This window comes from Rhodopseudomonas sp. AAP120, from assembly GCF_001295845.1.
Classification (GTDB): Bacteria; Pseudomonadota; Alphaproteobacteria; order Rhizobiales; family Xanthobacteraceae; genus Rhodopseudomonas.
The window spans coordinates 1-22,837 of sequence record NZ_LJIC01000193.1 but is presented as its reverse complement, the minus strand read 5'-3'; the positions used below and the strand labels follow the sequence as shown (position 1 = coordinate 22,837).

20 protein-coding genes are annotated in these 22,837 nt (G+C 66.7%); 13 read left to right on the top strand and 7 right to left on the bottom strand.

Features of this window, described 5'->3' with window-relative positions; all coding sequences use genetic code 11:
- Positions 1-118: 118 nt before the first annotated feature.
- Complete coding sequence (locus IP86_RS25765) at positions 119-994, bottom strand: metallophosphoesterase family protein (protein WP_054165293.1); 876 nt, start codon at positions 992-994, stop codon at positions 119-121.
- Between the two features lie 116 nt (positions 995-1,110).
- On the opposite strand from IP86_RS25765, the gene IP86_RS25760 reads away from it, so the two are divergent.
- From IP86_RS25760 to IP86_RS25750, 3 genes are all read left to right on the top strand, one after another.
- Complete coding sequence (locus tag IP86_RS25760) at positions 1,111-1,599, top strand: NUDIX domain-containing protein (RefSeq protein WP_054165292.1); 489 nt, start codon at positions 1,111-1,113, stop codon at positions 1,597-1,599.
- 149 nt (positions 1,600-1,748) lie between these two features.
- The gene (locus IP86_RS25755; RefSeq protein WP_245290739.1) at positions 1,749-3,419 is read left to right on the top strand and encodes a mechanosensitive ion channel family protein; all 1,671 of its coding nucleotides are present in this window, start codon (positions 1,749-1,751) and stop codon (positions 3,417-3,419) included.
- Between the two features lie 71 nt (positions 3,420-3,490).
- On the top strand, positions 3,491-4,003 hold the full coding sequence (locus tag IP86_RS25750) for a GNAT family N-acetyltransferase (RefSeq protein ID WP_054165290.1): 513 nt from the start codon (positions 3,491-3,493) through the stop codon (positions 4,001-4,003).
- Between the two features lie 22 nt (positions 4,004-4,025).
- Here IP86_RS25750 and IP86_RS25745 read toward each other — a convergent pair whose 3' ends face one another.
- The 6 genes from IP86_RS25745 to IP86_RS25720 form a co-directional block, all read right to left on the bottom strand.
- Positions 4,026-6,242 (bottom strand): TonB-dependent receptor, encoded by a 2,217-nt coding sequence (locus tag IP86_RS25745; RefSeq protein ID WP_245290738.1) that lies wholly within the window; start codon positions 6,240-6,242, stop codon positions 4,026-4,028.
- 229 nt (positions 6,243-6,471) lie between these two features.
- Complete coding sequence (locus IP86_RS25740) at positions 6,472-6,825, bottom strand: hypothetical protein (protein ID WP_054165289.1); 354 nt, start codon at positions 6,823-6,825, stop codon at positions 6,472-6,474.
- A 245-nt stretch (positions 6,826-7,070) separates the two neighbouring features.
- Positions 7,071-9,437: a TonB-dependent receptor gene (locus IP86_RS25735; RefSeq protein WP_054165288.1), complete on the bottom strand. Its 2,367-nt coding sequence runs from the start codon at positions 9,435-9,437 to the stop codon at positions 7,071-7,073.
- A 126-nt stretch (positions 9,438-9,563) separates the two neighbouring features.
- Positions 9,564-9,953: a hypothetical protein gene (locus IP86_RS25730; protein WP_054165296.1), complete on the bottom strand. Its 390-nt coding sequence runs from the start codon at positions 9,951-9,953 to the stop codon at positions 9,564-9,566.
- Positions 9,954-10,266: 313 nt separating this feature from the next.
- Positions 10,267-10,803, bottom strand: a complete 537-nt coding sequence (locus IP86_RS25725) for a DUF3617 domain-containing protein (RefSeq protein ID WP_054165287.1) — start codon at positions 10,801-10,803, stop codon at positions 10,267-10,269.
- Positions 10,804-10,815: 12 nt separating this feature from the next.
- The gene (locus IP86_RS25720; RefSeq protein WP_054165295.1) at positions 10,816-11,106 is read right to left on the bottom strand and encodes a hypothetical protein; all 291 of its coding nucleotides are present in this window, start codon (positions 11,104-11,106) and stop codon (positions 10,816-10,818) included.
- A 164-nt stretch (positions 11,107-11,270) separates the two neighbouring features.
- Between IP86_RS25720 and IP86_RS25715 the strand changes: the two genes are divergently transcribed.
- The 10 genes from IP86_RS25715 to arfB all read left to right on the top strand — a co-directional run bounded on the left by IP86_RS25715 (position 11,271) and on the right by arfB (position 22,740).
- Positions 11,271-11,732 carry a hypothetical protein gene (locus IP86_RS25715; RefSeq protein ID WP_054165286.1) on the top strand — a complete coding sequence of 154 codons (462 nt, stop codon included), beginning with the start codon at positions 11,271-11,273 and terminating at the stop codon, positions 11,730-11,732.
- Positions 11,733-11,858: 126 nt separating this feature from the next.
- Positions 11,859-12,554, top strand: a complete 696-nt coding sequence (locus tag IP86_RS25710) for a ribonuclease T2 family protein (protein ID WP_054165285.1) — start codon at positions 11,859-11,861, stop codon at positions 12,552-12,554.
- 259 nt (positions 12,555-12,813) lie between these two features.
- A complete protein-coding gene (locus IP86_RS25705; protein ID WP_054165284.1) occupies positions 12,814-13,782 on the top strand; it encodes a bifunctional riboflavin kinase/FAD synthetase in 969 nt (322 codons plus the stop codon).
- Positions 13,779-14,351 (top strand): sugar O-acetyltransferase, encoded by a 573-nt coding sequence (locus IP86_RS25700; protein WP_054165283.1) that lies wholly within the window; start codon positions 13,779-13,781, stop codon positions 14,349-14,351. The genes IP86_RS25705 and IP86_RS25700 overlap by 4 nt, the downstream gene beginning before the upstream one ends.
- Positions 14,352-14,531: 180 nt before the next feature.
- Positions 14,532-17,573: an isoleucine--tRNA ligase gene (ileS, locus tag IP86_RS25695; RefSeq protein WP_054165282.1), complete on the top strand. Its 3,042-nt coding sequence runs from the start codon at positions 14,532-14,534 to the stop codon at positions 17,571-17,573.
- Positions 17,574-17,793: 220 nt separating this feature from the next.
- The gene (lspA, locus tag IP86_RS25690; protein ID WP_054165281.1) at positions 17,794-18,288 is read left to right on the top strand and encodes a signal peptidase II; all 495 of its coding nucleotides are present in this window, start codon (positions 17,794-17,796) and stop codon (positions 18,286-18,288) included.
- Positions 18,289-18,378: 90 nt separating this feature from the next.
- The gene (locus IP86_RS25685) at positions 18,379-19,107 is read left to right on the top strand and encodes a hypothetical protein (RefSeq protein WP_054165280.1); all 729 of its coding nucleotides are present in this window, start codon (positions 18,379-18,381) and stop codon (positions 19,105-19,107) included.
- A 174-nt stretch (positions 19,108-19,281) separates the two neighbouring features.
- Positions 19,282-20,664, top strand: coding sequence for a M16 family metallopeptidase (locus tag IP86_RS25680; RefSeq protein ID WP_054165279.1), 1,383 nt, complete (start codon positions 19,282-19,284; stop codon positions 20,662-20,664).
- Positions 20,661-22,040 (top strand): M16 family metallopeptidase, encoded by a 1,380-nt coding sequence (locus IP86_RS25675; protein WP_082364258.1) that lies wholly within the window; start codon positions 20,661-20,663, stop codon positions 22,038-22,040. The genes IP86_RS25680 and IP86_RS25675 overlap by 4 nt, the downstream gene beginning before the upstream one ends.
- Positions 22,041-22,320: 280 nt before the next feature.
- Positions 22,321-22,740 (top strand): alternative ribosome rescue aminoacyl-tRNA hydrolase ArfB, encoded by a 420-nt coding sequence (arfB, locus tag IP86_RS25670; RefSeq protein WP_054165278.1) that lies wholly within the window; start codon positions 22,321-22,323, stop codon positions 22,738-22,740.
- Positions 22,741-22,837 lie beyond the last annotated feature (97 nt).

Here is a 22,837-nt window from a genome sequence, read left to right as displayed (position 1 = left end):
CCCCGTCATTGCGAGCCAACGGGTCGGCGCGGAGCGCCGCCCGATGACAGGCTCCGCGAAGCAATCCAGCTCAGGGCACGGCGCTGGATTGCTTCGCTTCGCTCGCAATGACGGTGGACTAGAGCATCACCGGGTCGCGCAGCTCCTGCACCGTCTCGGTGCCGGCGAAGCCGCGGCTGCGGTGTTCGCAGCGCCAGACGCCGCCTGCTTCGCTGATCGTGAAGAAATTATACGCCGCCGATGGGCGGTGGTGGTCGTTGAACGCCGAGGCGGACGGCACGCCGACCACGGGGACCGGCTTGGTCGGCGTGTCGATCCAGATCGTGGCGTGGACGTGGTCGTGGCCGTGCAGCACCAGCTCGACCGGATAGCGCTGCAGCAGCGCGATCAGCTCCGGCGCGTCCGTCAGCCGCTTGAAGCGCGAGCGGGAGCGCAGCGGATGATGGATCATCAGTACGCGAAACACCGGCTGATCCGCCAAGCCCGCGAGCAGGATTTCGAGCTTGGCGCGCTGCGCGCTGCCGAGCCGGCCGGTCGCCATGAACGGCGCGGTCGGCACCGCGCTGGAGACACCGATCAGCACGACATTGCCGCGCCGGCGCAGATAGGGGAAGCCGGCGACGCCGTCGTCGCCGCTGAGATAAGCGGCGAAATCCTCGCCGAACCGCAGTGCCGTCGAGGTGACATAGGAGTCGTGATTGCCCGGCACGACGCTGACGCGGTCGGGCGGGCCGACGCTCTCCAGCCATTGCCGGGCCGGCGCGAATTCGCCGGTCAGCGAGATGTTGAGCAGGTCGCCGGTGACGGCGATGTGGTCGGGCTGCTGCGCCTGGATGTCGCCCACCAGCGTGTCGAGAATGTCGCGGCGATGGATGGCGTGGCGGTTGCGGGCATAGTTGAGGTAGCCCAGCGCCCGCTTGTTCGCCAATTCCCGATATCGCGGCTTCGGCAGCGGCAGATGCGGGTCGGATAAATGCGCCAGAGTGAAGGTCATCGCGCTTTCCTTCCGGCCCGGAATCGGACCCGCAATCCCTGTCAAAATCGATCCGGTTTTGGCAAGCTCGGCCGAACGGTGCAAGCGCCCGCTGCATCATTCGAAGGATCGTTCGCTTGCCGGCCTTGCAGACCCTACGATTGAAGCTCGAACCGGTATTGCGGCGGGTTTTTCATCTGTATTGGCGGTTCGCTCGCGGCATGACGCTGGGCGCGCGTGGTGTCGTGCTCGACGCGCAGGGCCGCGTCTTCCTGATCAAGCACAGCTATGTCCGCGGCTGGCACCTGCCGGGTGGTGGCGTCGAGGTCGGTGAGACCTTCGTCGATGCGCTTCGACGGGAACTGATGGAGGAGGGGCGGATTGACCTCACGGGAGAGCCGGAACTGCACGGCATCTTCCTGAACAGCCACGTCTCGCCGCGCGACCATGTGGCCGTGTACGTGGTGCTCGAATACCAGCAGGATCGGCTGCCGTCGCCGAACCTCGAAATCGTCGAATCCGGCTTTTTCGATGTCGCGGCGCTGCCGGAGGAAACCACGCACGGGACCCGGCTGCGGATTGCCGAGGTGCTGGGGCAGGAGCCGGTGCGCACGACCTGGCGATGAGGCCAACGGCGACCGGCGCGGATCGGCGGCCGTAATCCCGCCGGCGATCATATCTAGGGCTCATTTCTCTGGTCAGAACGCCGCATCCAATCTCCCGCTTTTCGAAAGGACCAGGTTTGACGGCATCCGCGAGAGCCATCGTTCGATCATTGCTGATCGTTTGGGCAATTCTGGCGACCAACGTCGCGTTCGCACAAATTCCGACCCCCGGCGGCAACGGTTCCGATCCGGCCGCAAAGACCGAGAAGGTGGCCGATCCGCTCGGCCGCGACACCCCGGCCGGCATGGTGGCGGGCTTCATTAGTGCGGCTGCCGAGCAGAACTACGAAAAGGCGGCGCAATATCTCGATCTGAGCCAGGAGAAAGGCGCCTGGGGGCCGAGCGTTGCGCAGCAGCTGCAGCGCATCCTCGACCAGGGCGGCTATGTGTTCTCCCGGCTGCGGCTGAGCTCGGAGGCCGCCGGCGACGTCGATGACGGTCTGCCGCCGGATCAGGACAAGTTCGGCGCGGTTCGCACCACCAGCGGCTCGGTCGATCTGATCGCCCAGCGGGTCGACGACAAGGACGGCCACAAGATCTGGCTGGTGTCGAGCCGCACCGTGGCCGAGCTGCCGTCGCTGTCGCGCACCGTGATCTCCAGCTTCGTCGACCGGCTGCTGCCCTACTCGCTGCGCGACGACTACCGCTTCGCCGGCGTGCCGGTGGGGCACTGGCTCGCGGTGCTGGTGCTCGCGGTGATCTCGTTCCTGCTGGTGTGGGCGATCATCTCGTCGCTGCTGTGGGTGGTCTTCAAGATTCGGAACCGGCAGGACTCGCGCGTCCGCAAGGTGCTGAGCGCCTCGGCGTTTCCGATCCGGCTGTTCTTCACGGTCTGGATGCTGCGGGTCGCGATGGTGCTGGTCGGCGTTTCGATCGTCGCCCGGCAGCACATGTCGAGCGTCACCGAGATCATCGGCTGGATCGCGCTGTCCTGGATCATCTGGCGCGTGGTCGATGCGCTGGGCGAATTCACCATCGCCCGCATGACCTTGCGCGGCCGGCTGTCGATGCTGTCGGCGGTGACGTTCATCCGGCGCGCGGTGAAATTCGCACTGGTCGCCTTCGCGGTGATCGCAGGCCTGAATGCGCTCGGCTACAACGTCACGGCCGGCCTTGCCGCTCTCGGTATCGGCGGTATCGCCATCGCTCTGGGCGCGCAGAAGACCATCGAGCATCTGGTCGGCAGCCTGACGCTGGTCACCGATCAGCCGATGCGCGTCGGCGATTTCTGCAAGTTCGGCGAGACCATGGGAACGATCGAGGACATCGGCATGCGGTCGACCCGCATCCGCACGCTCGACCGCACTCTGATCACGGTGCCGAACGGCACGCTCGCGGCATTGCCGATCGAGAACTTCAGCCGCCGCGACAAGTTCTGGTACCACCCGACGCTGGACCTGCGTTACGAGACGACGCCGGACCAGCTGCGCACGCTGATGGCGTCGATGCGCGAGATGCTGCTGGACCATCCCAAGGTCGACAGCCCGGGGCGGGTGCGGATGATCGGCTTCGGCCCCAACTCACTGAAAGTCGAGATCTTCTCCTATGTCCACGCGATGGACGTCGACGAATTTCTCGAGGTTCAGGAGGAGCTGTCGCTGCGTCTGATGGAGCTGGTCGAAGAGGCCGGCACCGGCTTTGCGCTGGCGTCGCAGACGCTGTACCTCGCACGCGACCGGGCGCTGTCGATGACGCGGTCGCCGCAGCTCGCCCCGCAGGATGACCAAGGCTCGGATAACGGCGACGGGCGCGCCGAGAAGATGGCAGCCGTCCGGGCCTGACTCTGCGGCAACGGACGACACTGCGCCGGGCGATGGACCGCGCCCGGCGGCAGTGCTATTGCGCCTCCGCCATGACCGATCTCAACCTCACCATCCTGCCCGAAACGCCGAACGACGCGCACGCCATCGAGCGGCTGCACGAGCGCACCTTCGGCCCCGGCCGGTTCGCGCTTTCCGCCTACCGGCTGCGCGAGCATGTTGACCACATCTGCGCGCTGTCGTTCACCGCCCGAATCGGCACGCTGCTGGTCGGTTCGGTGCGGCAATTGCCGGTGACGATCGGCGAGACGCCGGCGCTGCTGCTCGGCCCGCTGACGGTGGAGCCGCCGTTCCGCTCGCGCGGCGTCGGCCGGCTGCTGCTGGACCGCGCGATTTCCGACGCGCGGGCGCAGGGCCACGGATTGATCGTGCTGGTCGGCGACGAGCCGTATTACAGCCGGGTCGGCTTCAAGAAGATCCCCAAGGGGCGCGTCACCATGCCGGGCCCGGTCGATCCCGGCCGGCTGCTGGTGCTCGAACTGGCCGACGGCGCCTTCGAGGGCGTCACCGGCCCGATCCGCCCGGATTGGAGCAAGGCGCGCTGACGCGCCTTGCTGTCTCTGGCGCTCAGAATTTCTGCGAGATCCCCGCATAGAAGCCGCGGCGCGGCCCGTATTGCGGGGCGAACACGCCGATGCCGGAGCCGTCGCGGATCTCGTAGACGCTGTCGAACAGGTTGACCACGTCGAACCGCACCGTGGTCGGCTTGGTCGGGCTCGCCAGATAGAAATCGTGTGCCACGCCGAGATTGACCTGGGTGTAGGACGGCAGCGATCCGATATTGGCGAAGCCCGAGCGCAGGCCGCTGCCGTAGATCATCGACGCGCTGAAACTGGTGTCGTGCCAGCGATACGACGCGCCGGCCGACGCCGTCATCAGCTGCGCGTGATCGGTGTAGATGTAGTTGCTGGCGATATAGGCGAGCTCGTCCGGATCGAACAGATACTGGTTCGACACCACCTTGGTGGCGATCTGCCGCGCCAGTGCGAGATTCGCATACACCCGCAAATTGCCCGTCGTGTACGAGCCCTTGAACTCGACGCCGACGTTCTCGGCGCGGTCATAGTTGAAGGCCGACAGCACATAGGCGGCGCCGAACTGGCCGTCGTCGAGCAGGTCGCGGGCGGTCTTGTAGTAGGTATCGATCCCGACTTCGAGGCCGGGCATCAGTCGCTGCGTGACGCCGATGTCGAACACGTTCGACCGCTCCGGCAACACCGGACTGCTGGCATTGACGGCGGGCTGCAGCGTGGTGTTCTGCACCAGCGCCAGATTGGTCGGCGCCGCCAGCACCTGCGCGGGCGGGGTGAAGTTGCGCGAATAGCCGGCGTGGAAGGTGGTGTCCTCGAACGGCTTCCAGGTCACGCTGATGCGCGGGCTGAGCTGGTTGGCGTTGGTGTACTCGTTCATCTGGTCGAAGCGCAGGCCGGAATTCAGCGTCACCGTGTTGGTGACCCGCCATTCGTCCTGCAGATAGGTGCTGAATAGCCAGCCCAGCTTGCTGCTCGAATCGACCACGCCGAACGGCGCGTCCAGCGGATTACCGCTGTCGTCGAGCGGCAGCACCACCGAGGAATTCGTCACCCGGGTCTGTTCGGCGGTCACCTGGAAGCCGCCGCGCAGGGTGTGCGCGTCGCTGAGCCGGTAGGAGCCGTCGGCCTGGATGCCGCTGGCGACGCTCTTGCGATAGACGTCGGAGGCGACGCCGTTGAACACCAGATCGCCGATCGTATCCGGCATGAAGTGCAGCGTGCTGGAGCGCGAGAACGCCGACAGCTGCAGATCGAAGCCGTTGATCGATTTCTGCAGCGCCAGCACGCCGAACGCGTTGCGCTCCTGCTGGGTCTCGTTGAGCAGAGCCGAGTCGAAATTCGACACGCCGAATGCAGTGAAGCCCGGCGTCTGGCCGGGATTGTTGGGGATCTTGTAGTTGTTGGCCGAGGCGCCGCCGATGAAGGTCAGCCGGGTCGAGTCGTCGATCACGGTGGACAGATAGGCGAAGCCCTTGCCCTGCTGCGTGTCGTCATGGATCGCGTTTGGCGCCGAGGTCGGATTCTCCAGCCCGAGCGCGGTGCCGAAATAGCGGCCCGAGACGAAATACTGCGTACTGCCGGCGGTGCCGCCATATTCGATGCTGGGTGTGATGGTCTGGCGACTGCCGCCATAGACGCTGACGGTGCCGCTGTTGTTGAAGGCATCGGTCCGCGTGGTGATGTCGACGACGCCGGCGGTGCGCAGGCCGTATTGCGCCGGCAGCGCGCCGGTCAGCAGCGTCAGGCGTCCAACCAGCGAGGTGTCGAGCATCTGGCCGAAGCCGCTGACGCCGTCGGGCAGCGCGATGCCGTTGATCCGGTACTGCACGTTGGCGTGCTCGTTGCGGACGTGCAGGTCGCCGCTGGCGGCGGAATCCTGCGAGACGCCGGGCGCCTGCAGCAGCACCTTGTCCAGCGTCGCGTTGGTGCCCTGCGGCAGATTGGCGATGGCCTCGTGACTGACCTCGAAGGCGCTGGCGCCGTTCGGCTTGAAGATCGCCTGCCGCGCGGCATCGAAGCCGGCGTGCTTGGTAGCGACCGCTTGTGCTGCGGTTTGCGCGGCGGTCTGAACGTCACGCTCCGGCGGTGTCGTCGCGGCGCCCCGTCGTCCGCGCGCGGCCGTCTGAGCTTTCGGCCGGCGGGCCGGATGCGGGGTGCGTTGCGGCTGGATCACGTCGATCTCCGGCAGCGCCGTGGTGCCACGCGGGACCGCCGCGCTCTGGGCGAGGCCCGGCGAACTAAACGCGGCCAACAGCAGCGATGCCGTGCTGCAAGCCGCAAGGCTTCGCTTCCTGTGCGAAAGGCTTCGTTTGATGTGAGAAAGCATGTGAGTCTCCTCGAAGCCACGCATGCGCGCACTGGCGACGCTGATCGTCGCCGCAGATGAGCGGGTGGCTTGCCGTCGATGGCCGACGGGCTTGGCTGACATCTGATCGAGCCCGCACCGCGAAAGGCGAGCTCTTGGTTCACGGCGTGAGATGTCAGCAGGCGGGAGGCGCGCGGGGATTGAAGGCGGCGCGGATGCCGTCGGAGCGGATCAGCACGAGATCCGGAACGGAAGGGACAAAGGCGGTCGATTGCCGCAGCGGCAGGGATGGCGGCGAGGCGTCGAGCATCGCATCGGCCATCGCCATCACGGCGCAGATCGTGCAGGTGTCGGCGCTGTCGTCGGAGTCCGGATTGGAATTGGGCGTGGCCGGAGCGGCAGTGAGCGCTGCCACCGCCGACTGAGTCACGATCTGGTGGAAGTGGCCGAACGCCACGACGAAGTGCACCGCCAGCGCGATCAGCGCCAGCCGCGTCCCCAGTCGGATATTCGCCCGCACCCAGTTCATGGTTCATCCGCGTTCGGCGCGCATTGCAGCAGCGCCGAGGATAGTCAGTAGTCGAAACCAGCGCCGTCGACAAACCCGGCGACGCGGCTGGCCTCTCGTTCGTCATTCCGGGCCGTCGCGAAGCGACGAACCCGGAAGCGCGATGGGGGAGACGGAGCGTTGCCACAACTTCTGGATTCCGGGGTCGCCCGCAAGGGCGGGCGTTCCGGAATGACGGAGTGAGGCAAATCCCCGCGCCATGCTGCTCAGAACTTCAGGTTCGCGAACGCCCGCACGCCGATGCCGGGCATCAGCACGTTGTCCTTGTTGTAGGACACCGCGTTGCGGATGTTCTCGTTGAGCAGATTGTTGCCGACCACGCCGACCAGCATTTCGCGGGCGCCCCAGGCGTTCGGGTCGAGCTTGGTGCGATAGCTGATCTCGGCGCGCAGCAGGTTGTAGCCGGGCGTCGTGGTCTCGGCGATCGACGCGACGTCGTTCTGCGCGAAGGCGTGCAGCAGGTTGATGCGGGTCAGCCAGTTGGCATCGCGCCAGAACAGGCCGCCGCCGAGGCGCATCGGCGGGATCCGCGGCACGTTGCTGCCGTCCGCGAAGGTGGCGCGGACGATGTCGAACTGGTTCTCGATGCCCCAGGTGCCGCCATAGAGCTGCGCGACGTCGAGCTGGCTCTGGAATTCGCCGCCCCGGAAGGTGGCATCACGCTGCGAATAGATCGCCTGGTTGAGCTCGAGCGTGCCGGTGCCGGGATCGACGCAGGCGCCGTCCTCGCAGGTGTTGCCGGTCAACCGCCGATAGATGAAGCCGCTGAACTTGGTGTAGTAGGCGGTGATCTCGAACCGGAACGGTCCCTCGGCACGGCGCAGCCCGAGTTCGATCGACTTGGCGGTCTCGATGCCGAGATTCGGATTGCCGATGTCGAAGGTCTCGGTGGCGTCGTGACCGCCGCGCGAAAACAGTTCGGCCGGCTTCGGCGCACGCTCGACATACTGGCCGGTGATGCTGGCAGACAGCCCCCACGGCAGCGCCTGGATCAGGCCGAGGCTGAAGCTCTTCGGCGTGAACGACCGGTTCTGCGACACCGAGGCGCCGATCGCGTTCGGATCGGCATTGAGGTCGAACAATTCCGGGATGGAGGAGGGCGTCGTGCCCGACAGGCTGACGTGCTCGATCCGCCCTGCGACCTGCGCCTTGGTGGTGTTGGTGAACTGCAGCTCGTTGAAGACGTAGCCGGCGACCTTGGTGTTCTTGTTCGGATCGAACAGGCCGTTGAGCGGGCTGGTCGGATCGTCCGGGCTCGGCGCGTTCAGTTCCTGATGGCTGGCCTGGACGCCGACCGCGGTGGTCACCGCCGCGAAACCGGCATTCCACGGCGTCAGCTGGACTTCGAGCCGGCCTTCCTGCTCGCGGTTGGTGAAGGTCTGGCGCACGCCGTCGGTGGTCGGATCGCCGGCGGTGGCCTGGCCGATTTCATTGTGCTTGTAGTCGGTGGCGCCGACCCAGAACCGGATCGCATCGATCGCGGCCGCGTCGGGCCGATACTCGCCCTTGACGTTGAACTTGGTCTGTTTGGCGTCGATGCGCGTGCCGACCTGCGAACCTTCGACACCGGGGATGTGATAGATCGAATTGTTCTGCGTGATCGACGCGCCGATGAAGCCGCCGTCGAACAGATAGGAGCCGCCGATCGAGGCGCCGGCCGCGGTCGCCGCCGAATTCGGCTGACGACCGTTGAAGGGCAGGCCGGGCTGCGCATACGGATAGCTCGGCACATTGTAGTCACCGGCGTTGCGGCCGTAGACGTCGGCGTGCACCGCGACGTTCTTGCCGGCGGCGTCCAGCAGCACCGCGCCTTCGACGCCGCGATCGACCGAACTGACCGAGGTGCGGACTTCGGCGTTCATGCAGCCGGGCGATCCGCCGATGACGGGCGCCTTGGTCGGCAGGCCGTAGCTCTGGAACGGCTGTGCGCAGGGCGGCAGCGCATCGGGAATGCGGTTGTTGGTGGCGCTGACGACGCCGCCGATCGCGGTCGAGCCGTAGCGCAGCGTCGCCGGGCCGCGGATCACTTCGACCTGGTTGGTGGCGAGCGGATCGATCGGCACGAAATGATCTTCGCCGAGGTCGGAGGCGCCGTTGCTGCCGATGCCGTTCTCGATGATGCTGACGCGGTTGACGTCGAGGCCGCGGATGATCGGCCGGCTGGACGCGCCGGGCGCGTAGCTCGAGCCGGTGATGCCGGGCTTGTTGTTGAGCAGGTCGCCGAGCGTGCCGCCGCCGCTGCGGCGGATTTCCTCGTTCGGCACAACGGTGACGGTGGCGAATTGGTCGGTGACGATCGGCAGCGTGCCGGGCAGCGGCGCGGCGGGCTGGGCCACCACCGGCTGGGCTTCGGCCGGCGCCGGTCCGCGCTGCCGGGCAGGAGCGGCGACACGCGGAGCCGGGCGGGGCGCCGGCGCGGTATGGCGGCGTACGATCGGGCTCGGCGCCGTCACGGTGACTTCCGGCAGCGTGGTGGCGGCCTGCTGGGCGAGCGCGGATGAGACGGGCAGGCCGTGGAAGCCGGCGAAAGCCGCGCCTCCGAGCAGAAGGGCGCGTCGGATGGGAAACGACATGGTGAGACTCTGGTCCTGACTGGGCCGGCCCGGGCTGTACCCGGTGGCCGGTCTGCGCATGGCAGATCGAATGCGGAGGAACTGCGCGCACCGGCGAAGGTGCTGCGCAGGGCGCGGTTCGAGCGGTCAGGAGAGAGGAGGCGCGCGGGGCTGGAAGCCGCCGGGCTGCGGGCCGGGCTCGGCAGCCGCGTAGGCGGCGGAGCGATAGCGCAATCCATGGCCGACCTGCAGCGGCAGCGACGGCGGCGATGCATCGAGCATCGCATTGGCCATCGCATGCACGGCGCAGATCGCGCACAGATCGGCGCCGCGATCATGGTCCTGGTCGGCCGGCGAAGTGTCGACGGTGGAGGCGACCCGCGTTGCGTCGATGCCAGCCTGATCGGCCTGCGTGATCGCCTGCGAGGGCGGCGCCGCGATGGGGTCGAAATGGCCGAACGAGGCGACGAACTGGATCGCCAGCGCGATCAGCGCCAGCCGTGCTCCCAATCCGATGCGTGCCCGTACCCAGTTCATGCCCACCACGCCCCCGTCGGTCGCGGCGAGTGGCCCCACCGCGCGACGTTACAATGTAACATCACGACAAGAACCGCTGCTGTCAACGGAGGCGGGAACGATGGTTGTGGGGTGTGACTTTTCCGCCAGAGCGGGACGGAGCAGTCGTGGATTTACTCTTCTCCACCTGCACCGTCATTCCAGCACCGTCATTCCGGGGCGCGCTTCTTGGCGTGAACCCGGAATCTCGATGGGTGACGGGAGCGTTGCCGCAACCTCTGGACTCCGGCCTCGCCCGCAAGTGCGGGCGCCCCGGAATGACCGGGGAGAGGCGCTACTTCTTCGGCACCAGCGCCTTGAGTTTCTCCATGTCGGCGATGTTCATCTTGATGCCGCCCGGCATCACGATATCGCCCGGCTTCTGGCCATCCTTGCAGGGGCCGAGCCATTTGCCATCGAGCGTCATGCTGGTGGTCTTCGGCACGCCGGGGAGCGGGTTCTCGTTCTGCGACGTGACCTTGACGGTGTAGGCCGAATTGAAGTCGCCGGTGATCTCCGCGTGCGATGTGGTGGTCATGCCGGCGATCTTGCACACCGTGTCGTTGGTGTAGCCGGTCGCGGTCTTCTGCAGGTCCTGCTTGGAGCAGGACTCGGTCGCCATCGGCTGCACCGCCGCTGTCATCTTCTTGTCGGTGGTCTCGTCGGTGCAATGCTGCATCGACACGTCGTCACCGGCCGAACCGGGGCGCTGCATCTTCAGCTCCCACAGGCCGGGCTTGCGGGTCGGCAGGTCGATCGCCTGCGCGGCCGTTGCCGGAACGGCGAACATCAGCGGCAGCAGCCAATATCGAAGCGCGGTCGCGCGGCTCATCGTCGGCTCCGCTCAGTAGCCGACGCGCAGCGGACGCTCATTGGCGCCATACGGGACCCAGCGGCAGGAGAACGAGATGTAGCCGCCGTAATTGGCCTGGACGCCGAGCAGCTTCACCACCTTGCCGTAGCGCGCGCAATGCTCGATCGCCATGGCGCGAACATCGGCCACGCCGACCAGATTGTAGGAGATGATCCCGCCGGTATCATTGCCCTTGAAGGCCGGCACGGTGTCGGCGCGGACGGCGGTGCCGGACAGCACGGCAGACAGAACGGCAAGGCCGGCGGCCCCAAGCATGCGCATCAGATTCTCCTTCATGGCTGATACGATTCTAGTGCGTGATGGTGGCGATGGAAAGAACGTGCGGACGTTCCGGTGTGGGATGTGCGAAGGTGTGGCTGCGCTGCACTTGACCTCGTGATGGCTTCGCGGCACCGTCCGCGCAGCAAAGATCCGGTGAATCATCCATGCGCGCTATTTCTGCTCTGAAGTTGTCCTCGGCTGGCCTCGCGGTTCTGCTGGGGCTGTTCGCGCTGGCACCGGCGGCCAAGGCCGCCAATCCGCTCGAGATGAACTTCTGGCTCTCCGGCCCGCGCTATGACGGCAATCTGCCGAGCTGCGAAGCCGGGCTGCCGGCGATCACCCATCAGTTCGCCGAGAAGGAAGGCACCTACTGGAATTCGGCGCTGCGGATCACCGCCTATTCGGGGATCCACGAGGTCGCGTTCCGCCCCTGGCAGAGCGACAACATTCCGCGCCGCTACTGCAGCGGGGATGCGATCCTGAACGACGGCAAGGCGCACCGCCTGCACTATTCGATCATCGAGGACGGCGGGCTCGCCGGCTTCAGCGACGGCGTCGAGTTCTGCATCGTCGGCCTCGACCGCAACTGGGCCTTCAACCCGGCCTGCAAGGCTGCCAAGCCGTAAGGCGTAGCAGCGCGAGCGGCTGTTCCGGCCGTGCCGCAGCGCGTCGCCTTCCACCATTTGCGTTCTTGAAACGTTCCTGGTCGATCGCTAGGCTTCCGTATCATTGGGAGCGGGGGCTTTTTCATCATGCGTGATTTCATCGTTCGCGGGCGGTCGATGATCGCCGCCATGGCGGCTTGCGCGGCCGGGCTGATGGCGACGGGGGCCGTGGCGCAGGACACCCGGCAGAACGCGCCGGGCGAATTCGATTTCTACGTGCTGGCGCTGTCGTGGTCGCCGTCTTATTGCGAGCAGGCATCGGAGCGCGGAAACAGCGGCCGCTCGCAGCAGATCCAATGCGGCGGCCGGCCGTTCTCCTTCGTGGTGCACGGGCTGTGGCCGCAATATGAGCGCGGCTTTCCGGAATACTGCCAGCGGCCGTCGCCGCGGCTCGACCGCCGCATCGTGAATTCGATGCTCGATTTGATGCCGGCGCCGGGGCTGATCTACAACGAGTGGGAGAAGCACGGCACCTGCGCCGGTAACTCTGCCCGCGACTATTTCGAGAACATCCGCAAGGCGCGCGCCGCGGTCCGCATCCCGCCGGACTTCATCGACGCCAAGGAAGCCCGGACGGTGACGCCGGCCGAGGTCGAAGACGCCTTCGTCAAGGCCAACCCCGGTCTCAGCACGTCGGCGATCTCGGTGATCTGCGACCGCACCCGGCTGACCGAAGTGCGGATCTGCCTGAGCAAGGATCTGCAGTTCCGGGCCTGCGAAGAGATCGACCGCCGCGCCTGCCGCCGCGAGCGGCTCGAAGTCCCGCCGGTCCGCGGCGGCTGAGCGGCCGTCCCCCTTCGCATTGAATCTCCTCCGTCATGCCCGGGCTTGTCCCGGGCATCCACGTGATGGACCGGTCCGGCAGGCAAGGCGTGATGGCCGGGAGGAGCCCGGCCATGACGGAAAAGCATTGCTCTACATGCCTTTAGCCGATTGAGAGACGGCTCGCGGCGGTGTTCGAGGCGGGGTCTGCCTTGACTTCCCGTCCCGCTCCGCGTCACCGTCATTTTCTCACCTTTCAAGCGATGAATTGAAATCCGAAATGACTGGCTTTGTCGTGATCCGCGATGACACTCCCGCGTCCGCCATTCCGAAGGGCGCGGTGGTGGCGATGGGCAATTTCGACGGCGTGCATCGCGGCCATCGTGCCGTGATCGGGGCCTGCCTCGACATGGCGCGGATCCGCAAAGCGCCGGCCTTCGCGGTGACCTTCGAGCCGCATCCGCGCAAATTCTTTGCGCCGGACGCCCCGCAGTTCCGGCTCACCGACGAGCGCGGCAAGCTGCGGCTGCTCGCGGGCACCGGGCTCGATGGCGCCGTGGTGCTGCGCTTCGACGCCGCCCGCGCCGCCACCACGGCGCATGATTTCATCCGGCACGAGCTGATCGAGCGCCTCGGCGTACAGGGCATCGCGATCGGCTACGACTTCCATTTCGGCAAGGGCCGCGGCGGCTCGCCGGCGATGCTGGTCGGCGAGGCGCCGGCGCTCGGCATCGAGGTCGACGTCCAGCCGCATGTCGATTTCGGCGACCACCCGGTGTCGTCGAGCGCGATCCGTAAGGCGCTGGAGGAGGGCCACATCGCCGCCGCCACCGAGATGCTGGGCGCGCCCTGGTTCATCACCGGCGAGGTGATCCACGGCGAGAAGCGCGGCCGCGACCTCGGCTATCCGACCGCCAATATCCGGCTCGATCCCGAGTGCACGCTGAAACACGGCATCTACGCGGTGCGGGTCGGCCGCGGCGGCAGGCATTACGACGGCGTGGCGAATTTCGGCCGCCGCCCGACCTTCGACAACGGCGCGCCGTTGCTCGAAACCTTCCTGTTCGACTTCAAGGACTCGCTCTATGGCGAGCAACTCGACATCGCCTTCATCGCGTTCATCCGCGAAGAGGAGAAGTTCGAGAGCATCGAGGCGCTGATCCGCCAGATGGACGACGACAGCGCCCGCGCCAAAGCGGCGCTCGCCGCCGACCACGGTGCGTTTCCGAAGCTCGGCGAGGTGGCATGACCAAGACTGAGAAAGAGAAGATGCTGGCCGGCGAACTGTATCGCCCCGGCAGCCCGGAGCTTGCCGCCGACGAGGCCGCCAACAAGGCCTGGATGGCGCGCTACAACGTCTCCGGCGCGCAGCCTGCCGCCGAGCGTCGCGTGCTGCTGGCCGAGCATCTCGGCCATGTCGGCACGGGCGTCGTCGTCCGCCCGCCGTTCTTCTGTGACTGCGGCTACAACATTTCGCTCGGCGACGGCGTCTTCCTGAATTTCAACTGCGTGATCCTCGATATCATGCCGGTGAAAATCGGCGACCGCACCCAGATCGGCCCGGCGGTGCAGATCTACGCCGCCGACCATCCGCGCGACGCCGCCACCCGCCGCGACGGTCTGGAATTCGGCCGCCCGGTGACGATCGGCGCTGACGTCTGGATCGGCGGCGGTGCGATCATCCTGCCCGGCATCACGATCGGCGACGGCGCCGTGATCGGCGCCGGCAGCGTCGTCACCCGGGACGTGCCGGCCAACGCGATCGTCGGCGGCAACCCGGCCAAGCTGCTCGGGAAGGGCGGCCAGACGCAAGGATGACCGAAGCGGGGCTTTGCGATCCTGCGACCGCCTGCTAATGAATGGCCGCATGTCTGCACGGCGCGCCATCATCAGCATTAGTGGCCCGGCTTCCGCCTGAGCTTCGAGTTCGGCGCAAGACCGGGACCGTCTACTTTCATCGCGATCGATCGCGTCAGCGCCTCTTGACCCAGAGCTTCCATGTCCGACAAGCCCGCCAAGACCGACGCCGCCCAGAGCGGTAATGATTATTCCAAGACCCTCTTCCTGCCGCAGACGGAATTCCCGATGCGCGCCGGGCTGCCGCAGCGCGAGCCGGAGATGCTCAAGCGCTGGGAGGAGATGAACCTCTACGGCAAGCTGCGCGAGAGCGCCAAGGGCCGCGCCAAATTCGTGCTGCACGACGGCCCGCCCTACGCCAACGGCCATATCCATATCGGCCACGCGCTCAACAAGATCCTCAAGGACGTCGTGACCAAGAGCCAGCAGATGCTCGGCCACGATTCCAACTACGTGCCGGGCTGGGACTGCCATGGCCTCCCGATCGAATGGAAGATCGAGGAAGAGAACTATCGCTCCAAGGGCAAGCCAAAGCCGAACTTCAAGGATTCCGCCGCGATGGTGGCGTTCCGCAAGGAATGCCGCGCCTACGCGCAGAAGTGGCTCGACGTGCAACGCGAGGAGTTCAAGCGGCTCGGCGTGATCGGCGACTGGGATCATCCCTACGCCACGATGAATTACGCCGCCGAAGCCCAGATCGCCCGCGAACTGATGAAGTTCGCCGCCAACGGCACGCTGTATCGCGGCAGTAAGCCGGTGATGTGGAGCGTCGTCGAAAAGACCGCACTGGCCGAGGCGGAGGTCGAGTACGAGGACTACACCAGCGATACTGTGTGGGTGAAGTTTCCGGTGAGACTTTCTGCAGCCGAGACTGCGACGGATAGTCGATTGATCGGTAGTGCTTCGGTCGTTATTTGGACGACCACGCCTTGGACCTTGCCGGGCAACCGCGCGATCAGCTTCTCGTCCAAGATCGGCTATGGCCTCTACAAAGTCACTGATGCTCCAGTCGATAATTGGGCCAAGACCGGCGATTTGCTAATCCTAGCCGACGCACTCGCTGAGAGTGTGTTTAAGCAAGCGCGCGTTGCTGCCTATGAGAAGGTCCTCACTGTTCCCGCCGATGATTTGGCGATCATTGAGTGCGCTCACCCACTGAAGGGGCTCGCCGGCGGCTACGAGTTCACCGTGCCCCTTCTCGACGGCGATCACGTCACCGACGACACTGGCACCGGCTTCGTTCACACTGCGCCGGGCCACGGCCGCGAAGACTTCGATATCTGGATGCACAATGCCCGTGCGCTGGAAGCGCGCGGCATCTCGTCGGTCATCCCCTACACCGTCGATGAGAACGGCGCGCTCACCGAGCAGGCGCCGGGCTTCACCGGCAAGCGGGTGATCAACGACAAGGGCGAGAAGGGTGACGCCAACGAGGCGGTGATCCAGGCGCTGATCGAACGCGGTGAGCTGTTGGCGCGCGGCAAGCTGAAGCATCAGTATCCGCATTCCTGGCGCTCCAAGAAGCCGGTGATCTTCCGCAACACGCCGCAATGGTTCATCGCGATGGACAAGGACATCGCCGATGACGGCGTCGCCAAGCCCGGCGATACACTGCGCGCCCGCGCGCTGCAGGCGATCTCCGTCACCCAATGGGTGCCGCCGGCCGGCCAGAACCGCATCAACGGCATGATCTCCGGCCGCCCCGACTGGGTGATCTCGCGGCAGCGCGCCTGGGGCGTGCCGATCGCGGTGTTCATCAAGGACAGAGGGGACGGCTCGGTCGACATCCTGCAGGACGAGATCGTCAACCAGCGCATCGCCGAGGCCTTCATGCAGGAAGGCGCCGATGCCTGGTACGCGGACGGCGCTGCTGCGCGCTTCCTCGGCGAACGGGCCGCGGAAGGCTGGCAGAAGGTCGACGACATTCTCGACGTCTGGTTCGACTCCGGGTCGACCCACGCCTTCGTGCTCGAAGACGCGCAGAACTTCCCCGGCCTCGCCGGCATCCGCCGCAAGGTCGATGGTGGCGCCGACACGGTGATGTATCTGGAAGGCAGCGATCAGCATCGCGGCTGGTTCCATTCGTCGCTGCTCGAGAGCTGCGGCACCCGCGGTCGCGCGCCCTATGACGTCGTGCTGACCCACGGCTTCACGCTCGACGAGCAGGGCCGCAAGATGTCGAAGTCGCTCGGCAACACCACCGATCCGGCCAAGGTGATCGCGTCGTCGGGCGCCGACATCCTGCGGCTGTGGGTGTGCGCCACCGACTACGCCGACGATCAGCGCATCGGCCCCGAGATTCTCAAGAACGTGGTCGAGACCTATCGCAAGCTGCGCAACTCGATCCGCTGGATGCTCGGCACGCTGCATCACTTCAAGCGCGACGAGGCGGTGGCGATCGAGGACATGCCGGAGCTGGAGCGGCTGATGCTGCATCAGCTCGCCGAGCAGAGCGCCGTCGTGCGCGCCGCCTACGCCGAGTTCGACTACAAGACCGTGGTGTCGTCGCTCGCGGCGTTCATGAACACCGAGCTGTCGGCGTTTTATTTCGACATCCGCAAGGACACGCTGTATTGCGACCCGCCGTCGTCGCTGGCGCGCAAGTCGGCACTGACCGCGATTGACATCATCTGCGACGCCATCCTGAAATGGCTCGCTCCGGTGCTGTCGTTCACCGCCGATGAAGCCTGGACGATGTATCGCCCCGACGCCGAGCCGAGCGTGCACCTGACGCTGTTCCCGCTCGACCTCGGGTCGTATCGCGACGACGCGCTGGCCAAGAAGTGGACGCTGATCCGCGCGGTGCGCCGCGTCGTCACCGGCGCGCTGGAAGTCGAGCGCGCCGCCAAGCGGATCGGCTCTTCGCTGGAAGCCTCGCCGATGATCTATCTGCCCGAGCAGTTCATGGGCGACATCTTCGACGTCGACTGGGCGGAGATCTGCATCACCTCGAACGCGATGGTCGAGATCCTGCGCGGCAACGACACGCCGCCGGCGGACGCGTTCCGGCTGCCGGAGCTCGCCGACGTCGCCGTGGTGGTCGAGCGCGCCCAGGGCACAAAATGCGCCCGGTCCTGGAAGATCCTGTCCAGCGTCGGCAGCGACCCCGACTACCCCGACGTCTCCCCCCGCGACGCCCAGGCGCTGCGCGAGTGGAAGGCGCTCGGCGGCGCGGCCGCTTGAGCGTGATGCCTCGCCGATTTCAGCCGTCATGGCCGGGCTTGACCTGTGTCCCGGGCGCGGTGCGGCATTCTTCATGCCGCTCCGCAGACCCGGGATCCCGGTTAGGCCGCTTAAGCGGGGCCCCAGCTCTGCAACGCACCACGCCGCAAGGGCGGCGCGCTGCGCTGCGTCCGGGGCACGTTGTGGATCGGTTGCGCGTCATGATGCAGGAGGCCAGCCGATGACACCCCTACGCCTCGGCATCCTTGCCGCCGTGATCGCCCTGGCGCTCGATCAGGTCACCAAGCTGTGGCTGCTGTTCGGCTTCGAGCTGGCTCGCAAGGGGCTGGTCAGCATCACGCCGTTCTTCGACCTGGTGCTGGCCTGGAATACTGGCATTTCCTACGGCTGGTTTTCCGATCAGGGGCCGGTCGGGCAGGCGGCGATGCTGGCGTTCAAGGCGGTGGCGATCGTGGTGCTGGCGATCTGGATGTCGCGCTCGACGACGCGGCTTGCGACGATCGGTCTCGGCCTGATCATCGGCGGCGCGATCGGCAATGCGATCGACCGGCTGGCCTATGGGGCGGTGGTGGATTTCGCGCTGTTTCACATCGCAATCGCGGGAAAAACCTATAGCTGGTACGTGTTTAACCTTGCCGATGCGGCGATCGTTGTCGGCGTCGCGGCGCTGTTGTATGACTCCTTCTTCGGAGCACCCGCCGCAAAAGCGCCCTGATCCCGGCCGATACGGGCACCGCGGCAAAGGCCGCGCCGGCGACCTGTCGCGGCCGGCGATCGATCGCAAGACGTGAACAGGATCAACGCCATGCGCCAGACCTTGCAGACCCCCCCGTTGTCGCACGCCTCACCGGCGGCGCTGCTGCGTGCGGCCCGCCTGGCCGCCGCTGCGCTGGGTGTGGGACTGGTGCTGACCGGCAGCATCGCGCGGGCGCAGGAAGCCGGCGAGGAAGACGACCGGACCTTCGAAGAGAAGCTGATCGGCGGCCTGATGAAGGGCATCGGCGCCACCAATATGGAAAACTCCGGCATCGACTATCGCGAGCGCTCGCCGCTGGTGGTGCCGCGCAATCTCGATCTGCCGCAGCCGGAAGCGTCCGCCAAGGACGTCAATGCGCCGAACTGGCCGAAGGACCCGGACGTGCAGGCCCGCAAGGAGGCGCGCGCCGCCGCCCGCCGCAGCAAGCCGACGCCGCAGGAATCCGCGCGTCCGCTGATGCCGTCGGAGCTGGCCGCGGTTCGTTCGGATTCGTCCAACAAGGCCAATGGCGACCCGAGCCAGCCGGGCAATCAGGTCAACAATCCGATGCTGAGCCCGTCGCAGCTCGGCTTCAACGGCAGCTTGTCCAGCCTGTTCGGCGGCGGCAACAAGGCCGAGACCGCGCCGTTCACCGGCGAGCCGACCCGCGAGACGCTGACTCAGCCGCCGGTCGGCTACCAGACCCCGTCGCCGAATTTCGCTTACGGCACCGGCCCGAAGGAAGCGCTCGGCAACAAGCGCATCGACGTGATGACGGGCAAAGAAGTCAGCAATTGATCCGGGGACGACGGCTTCGCACAGAGCTCGTCACATCCCGCCCGATGCGGCCTCGCCGCATCGTGTATCGCCTCCACACCATCGTTGTTCACCAAGGCGCGCCCCGACGGGGCGCGCTGCCGCGCCCTGCTGCCGGCTCGAGCCGTTTTCTCCCAACGGGATGATCGCCTGACCATGACCGCATTCGCTTCGCCGCTGCGCGCCGCCTTCGCCGTCCTCGCTACGCTGTGCCTCGCCGGCGCCGCCAGCGCGCAGACCGTGACGGCCAATCCGCCCGCGACCTTCACGCTGCCCAACGGCCTCAATGTCGTGGTGATTCCGGATCACCGCACGCCGGTGGTGACGCAGATGATCTGGTACAAGGTCGGCTCGGCCGACGAGACGCCGGGCAAGTCGGGGCTGGCGCATTTCCTCGAACATCTGATGTTCAAGGGCACCGCGAAGCATCCGGCCGGCGAGTTCTCGCAGACGGTGCTGAAGATCGGCGGCAACGAGAACGCGTTCACCTCGTTCGACTACACCGGCTATTATCAGCGCGTGCCGCGTGACCAGCTCGAGCGCATGATGGAGTTCGAGGCCGACCGCATGACCGGCCTGGTGCTGAAGGACGAGAACGTGCTGCCGGAGCGCGACGTCGTGCTCGAAGAATACAACATGCGGGTCGCCAACAATCCCGACGCGCGGCTGACCGAGCAGATCATGGCGGCGCTGTATCTCAATCATCCCTACGGCCGGCCGGTGATCGGCTGGCATCAGGAGATCCAGAAGCTCGACCGCGACGACGCGCTGGCGTTCTATCGCCGCTTCTACGCGCCCAACAACGCCACGCTGGTGATCGCCGGCGACGTCGAGGCCGATCAGATCCGCCCGGCGATCGAGCGCATCTACGGGTCGATCCCGCCGCAGCCGGCGATTCCGGCGCAGCGAACCCGGCCGCAGGAGCCGACCCCGGCCGGCCCGCGCACCGTGACGCTGGCCGATCCGCGCGTCGAGCAGCCGAGCGTGCGGCGCTATTATCTGGCTCCGTCGGCTCACACCGCCGCCAAGGGTGAGAGCACCGCGTTGGAGGTGCTGGCGCAGCTGATGGGCGGCGGCAGCAATTCGTATCTGTATCGCGCGCTGGTGATCGACCGTCCGCTCGCGATCAGCGTCGGCGCCAACTATCAGGGCACGGCGCTCGACGATACCCAGTTCGTCGTTGCGGCCACGCCGAAGCCCGGTGTCGAATTCTCCGAGATCGAGAAGGCGATCGACAACGTCATTGCGGACATCGTTCGCAATCCGATCCGCTCGGAGGATCTCGAGCGCGTCAAGACCCAGCTGATCGCCGAGGCGATCTACGCCCAGGACAATCAGGCGACGCTGGCGCGCTGGTACGGCGCCGCGGTGACGTCGGGCCTGACGGTGCGCGACATCCAGACCTGGCCGGATCGCATCCGCGCCGTCACCGCCGAGGAAGTGCGTGCTGTCGCGCAGCAGTTCCTCGACCGCAACCGCTCGGTGACGGGCTATCTGGTCAAAGGCACGCTGCCGAAGCCCGAGGAGAAGCGCTCGTGAGCATCGCCGTTCGTTTCCTCACCCGCGTTGCGGTCGTCGCCGGCCTGACGCTCGCTGTCGCATCGCCGAGCCTTGCCGCGGCGAAGATTCAGAATCTCGTCACGCCCGGCGGCATCCATGCCTGGTTCGTGCAGGACGCCACCGTGCCGCTGATCTCGATGGAGTACTCGTTCGACGGCGGCGCCAGCCAGGATCCGGCCGACAAGCCCGGCGTCGGCCACATGGTGGCCAACCTGCTCGACGAAGGCTCGGGCGATATGGATTCGGCGACCTTCCACGAGCGGCTCGACCGCCGCGCCATTCAGCTGTCCTACAGCGTCACCCGCGATTACTTCCGCGGCTCGCTGCGGATGCTGAAGGAGAATCGCGACGAGGCGTTCGGCCTGCTGCACACCTCGCTGACCGCGGCGCGGTTCGAGCCCAAGGACGTCGAACGCATCCGCGCGCAGCTGATCTCGACGCTGCGCCGCCAGTCGCTCGATCCGAACACGATGGCCAGCCGCAAGTTTCTGCAGGTGGCGTTCGGCGATCATCCCTATGGCCGGCCCTCGACCGGCACGCTGGAGAGCCTGCCGGGCGTCACGGTCGACGACATGAAGGCCTATGTGGGCAAGGTGCTGGCCAAGGATACGCTGAAGATCGCGGTGGTCGGCGACGTCGATGCCGACACGCTGGCGAAGCTGCTCGACGCGACGTTCGGCAGCCTGCCGGCCAAGGCGCAGCTGACCCCGGTCGCCGACGTCGTCGCCACCAAACCGCCGCAGCGCAGCTTCGTGCCGCTCGACGTGCCGCAGACCGTGGTGATGTTCGGCGGTCCGGGCTTCAAGCGTCACGATCCGGATTTCATGGCCGGTTACGTCGTCAACCACATCCTCGGCGGCGGCTCGCTGTCGTCGCGGCTGTATCGCGAAGTCCGCGAGAAGCGTGGCCTTGCTTACTCGATCTACGAGTCGATGGTGTGGATGGAGCACTCCGCGCTGTTCACCGGCGCCACCGGAACGAGGGCCGATCGCGCCACCCAAAGCATCGAGGCGATCGAGGCCGAGGTGAAGCGGATGGCCGAAGAGGGCCCGACCCAGCAGGAGCTGGACGAGGCGAAGTCGTATCTCAACGGCTCGCAGATGCTGTCGCTGGATACGTCCGCCAAGCTCGCCCAGGCGATGCTGCAATATCAGAACGACGGCCTGCCGATCGACTACATCGACAAGCGCAGCGACGTGATCAACGCCGTGACGCTGGACGACGCGAAGCGCGCCGCCAAGCGGCTGTGGTCCGACGGGCTTCTCACCGTCGTGGTCGGCCGCACGCCCCAGGCTGCGGCTGATCCGAACGCCGTGAAGCCGGCGGGGACTCCGCCGCCGCCGCGGGCGAATTAGCCTAGCGGGCAGCTAACCTCACCCCGAGGACGACTTAACCTCTCCCCGCGCGCGGGGAGAGGTCGATCCGGCTAAGCGCAGCGAAGCCGGGTCGGGTGAGGGGGCGCCTCCGCGATGCCGAGAGCCCGCGACCCGCGGCTTGCCCCTCACCCCACCCCTCTCCCCGCAAGAGCGGGGCGAGGGAGCACGCCGCGGTGCGGGGCGGGTGCTTCGGCCAGCAAATATGCTAGACAACGCTCGCGCCGTGCGGTCCGCGCGGCATCAACTGTTTTGGTGCCCCATGCTGCGGATCAGCCGCAACCTCGTGGTCGACGAGGATGACATCGAGATCAGCTTCATCCGCGCCTCCGGGCCGGGCGGGCAGAACGTCAACAAGCTCGCCACCGCGGCGCAGCTGCGCTTCGACACGGCCAAGATCACGCTGCCGGAGGATGCGGCGGCGCGGCTGGTCGGGCTCGCCGGTCAGCGCATGACCAAGGACGGCGTCATCGTCATTCGTGCCGACCGTTATCGCACCCAGGAACGCAACAAAGCGGATGCGCTGGAGCGGCTGGAAGAGCTGCTGAAGGCCTCGCTGGTCCGCCCGATCCCGCGTCGCGCCACCCGGCCGACGCTCGGCTCCAAGAAGCGTCGCCTCGAAGGCAAGAAACGCCGCGGCGACGTCAAGGCCGGGCGCAGCGGCAAGAGCTTCGACGATTAGTTCCCGCGGACGCGGCAATCGCATTGGGCAATGAGGCCGCTGCAAGCCTCACCCTCCCCTGGAGGGGGAGGGTCGCTCGCGCAGCGAGCGGGGTGGG